This window comes from Mycobacterium sp., assembly GCF_032162105.1.
Lineage (GTDB): Bacteria > Actinomycetota > Actinomycetes > Mycobacteriales > Mycobacteriaceae > Mycobacterium.
In genome coordinates this window covers 1-2537 of record NZ_JAVRPS010000248.1, presented here as the reverse complement: position 1 = coordinate 2537, position 2537 = coordinate 1, and the positions used below count along the sequence as shown (strand labels likewise).

At 69.3% G+C, this 2537-nt stretch carries 3 protein-coding genes; 1 reads left to right on the top strand and 2 read right to left on the bottom strand.

The window, feature by feature from the left end; all coding sequences use genetic code 11:
- Together QOC69_RS12380 and satS are read right to left on the bottom strand one after the other, a co-directional pair.
- Positions 1–392 (bottom strand): alpha/beta fold hydrolase (locus tag QOC69_RS12380; RefSeq protein ID WP_526439811.1); only part of this gene is annotated, 392 nt, incomplete at its 3' end.
- Between the two features lie 38 nt (positions 393–430).
- The gene (gene satS, locus QOC69_RS12375) at positions 431–1717 is read right to left on the bottom strand and encodes a protein export chaperone SatS (RefSeq protein ID WP_526439809.1); all 1287 of its coding nucleotides are present in this window, start codon (positions 1715–1717) and stop codon (positions 431–433) included.
- A 237-nt stretch (positions 1718–1954) separates the two neighbouring features.
- Here satS and QOC69_RS12370 point away from each other — a divergent pair.
- Positions 1955–2537 (top strand): alcohol dehydrogenase catalytic domain-containing protein (locus QOC69_RS12370; protein ID WP_526439807.1); only part of this gene is annotated, 583 nt, incomplete at its 3' end.

Here is a 2537-nt window from a genome sequence, read left to right as displayed (position 1 = left end):
TCCAGCAGTGGCGGTTCGTGGGCGATCAGCGTGCGCACCCTGCCCGGGTGACGGCTGACCAGTGCCAGGCCGGTGACCGCGCCGCCGCTGGAGCCGAACACGTCGGCCGATTCGGCGCCGAGTGCGTCCAGGATGGCCGCGACGTCGTCGGCCCGCAGATCGGGGGTGGCGTCCTGCGTGGGGTCGTCGATCGTGCTGCCGGCAAGACCGCGCGGGTCGTAGGTGACGACGGTGCGGCCCGATGCCAGCGCGTCGGCCAGCGGCGCAAACTCGGCGGCGCCCATCGGGGAACCGATGACGAACAGAAGAGGTCCCGTGCCGCGGACCTCGTAGTGCAGGCGCGCGCCGGGGACGTCGATCGAGCGGGTGGTGATGCCGTCAGTGATGGTCATGCCCATGTCGACTCGCGTCGACGGCAGAACTCATCGCCCTACTCGGTGCGCAGCCGCGACTCCACGAAGGTTGCCAGTGCATCGAACTGTGCGGCGGCCTTGGCGTAGGGCGGGGGCGGCTTGGTGACCGAGCCCGGATCGAGCACGTGCGCGACGAACCTGCCGAGCGGCTGGTCGACGTCCAGCGCCTCGTCGACGGTGGTGTCCTCCGCGTAATCGCTGACGTCCCTGAACAGTTCGACGACCAATTCGAGCTGCTGGCCATCGACCGCTTCGGGCCCGTCGGTGATGTCCTCGGACAGTTCGCTCAACACGTACACGTTGTCTTCGGTGACCTTGATTCGCAGCGACCCGTCGGTGGCCGCCGTGCGGATGTCGTCGAAGGTCGCCAGATCCGACAGGTCGCTCTCGTGCTCGTCGGCCAGGTACCGCGCCAGGGACCGCTCGGAGCCGAAGACGCTGATCCGGCCGTTGCGACCCAGGAAGATCGGCTGATCCTCGAGGTAGCACCGCAGCGTGTAGAACGTCCCGCCGCTGGTCATGATCCGGACCGGATCGATGCCGACCTGGCCCCAGAAGTCCGTGTGGCTGCCGAGCACCTGGTCCTGGGCCTCGGCGGCGAGCGCTTCGACCTCCTCGACGGTGTCGACCTCACCCTCGATCACGACGTCGTCGCCGTCATCTCCGGCCTCGTCGTCGGCCTCGTCGTCGGTCTCCGGCTCGGGCGCGGGCTCGGCCAGTTCCTCGGCGGCCTTCTCCGAGGCGGCGTCGTCGACGTCGGGAACGGTGATGATCGAGTCGATGGCGTCGATGACGCCGTCCCAGCTGCGGCCGATGACCGCCTCGATCTCGGTCCAGCGTTTGCGGCCGGGGCGGCCTTCGAACGCGTCGATGCCGCCGCCCACCGAACCGAGCACCGGATGGCCGTTGAAGAACTTCGACACCGCGGTGATGTCGCACACCGATCCGATCGCCTGAACGATGCTCAGGGCGCCCAGCAGCGACTGGACGGAGTCCTCGGTCGCCTTCTCGGCAACCAGCTCGGGCACGCCGACGAGGTCGTACTGCCGCTCGTCCGCCGGGTCGCACCGGTGTGCCGATGCCTCGACGAGGGCCGTCCACTCGGGATGGTCGACCAGGTCGTTGTCCTTGTCCGCCCGGATGAACGCGACCAGGTCGGCGACCGATTCGAACGCGTAGAGGTCCTCGTCCTTGCCGAGAAACGCCTGCCACTCGTCGTCGGCGTCACGCCACGACGGTGCCCACAAGGTGTAGAGATCGCCCTTGGTCAGGCCGAGCCGCACCGGCACGATTTCTGCTGCCATGCGGCACAGCCTAACGACGCGGTCTGGCGAGTCCGAGGGTCACCGCCCGAACCGGTCGCGCAACCGGCTCGCCATCGTCGACGCAACCGTTTGGCATGCCGTTCGAATGGGAACCGACCGGTCCGGTCTGACCCCGTCACAGCGGGCGCGGCTCGAACAGCTCGCGGCGCGTCTCGTCCTTGGCCATGGCTTCTGCTCACCTCGACCCGGCGTAGCGCTTCGCGGGACGATGGCTGCATGCGCGCGGCTGTCTTCGAGGAGTTCGGTGGTCCGGTGGACGTCGGCACGGTGGCCGATCCGGCGCCGTCGGCCGGGGGCGTGGTCGTCGAGGTGCACGCCACCGGTCTGTGTCGCAGTGACTGGCATGCATGGGCAGGCCATGACGACGGGGTAGCCCTTCCGCACGTCCCCGGTCACGAGCTGGTCGGCGTGATCGTCGCGGTGGGCGCCGAAGTGCGACGGTGGAAGGTCGGCGACCGGGTGACCACACCCTTCGTGTGCGGCTGCGGTCGGTGCCAGTGGTGCGAGGACGGTCAGGCACAGGTGTGTCCCGACCAGACCCAGCCCGGTTTCACGCACTGGGGCTCCTTCGCCGAGTACGTCGTCCTGCACGCTGCCGATGCCAACTTGGTCGCGGTGACCGACGTCATCTCCGATGCCGCGGCGGCGGGACTGGGCTGTCGGTTCGCCACCGCCTACCGTGCGCTGCATGCTCGGGCAGGCATCAGGCGCGGCGAGTGGGTGACGGTGGTCGGGGTTGGCGGTGTGGGGCTCAGCGCGGTGCAGGTCGCCGTCGCCGCAGGAGCCAGGGTGGTCGCGG

Coding starts and splice junctions, on each gene's coding strand:
- satS (WP_526439809.1), bottom strand. CDS start 1,717: ATGGCAGCAGAAATCGTGCCGGTGCGGCTCGGCCTGACCAAGGGCGAT.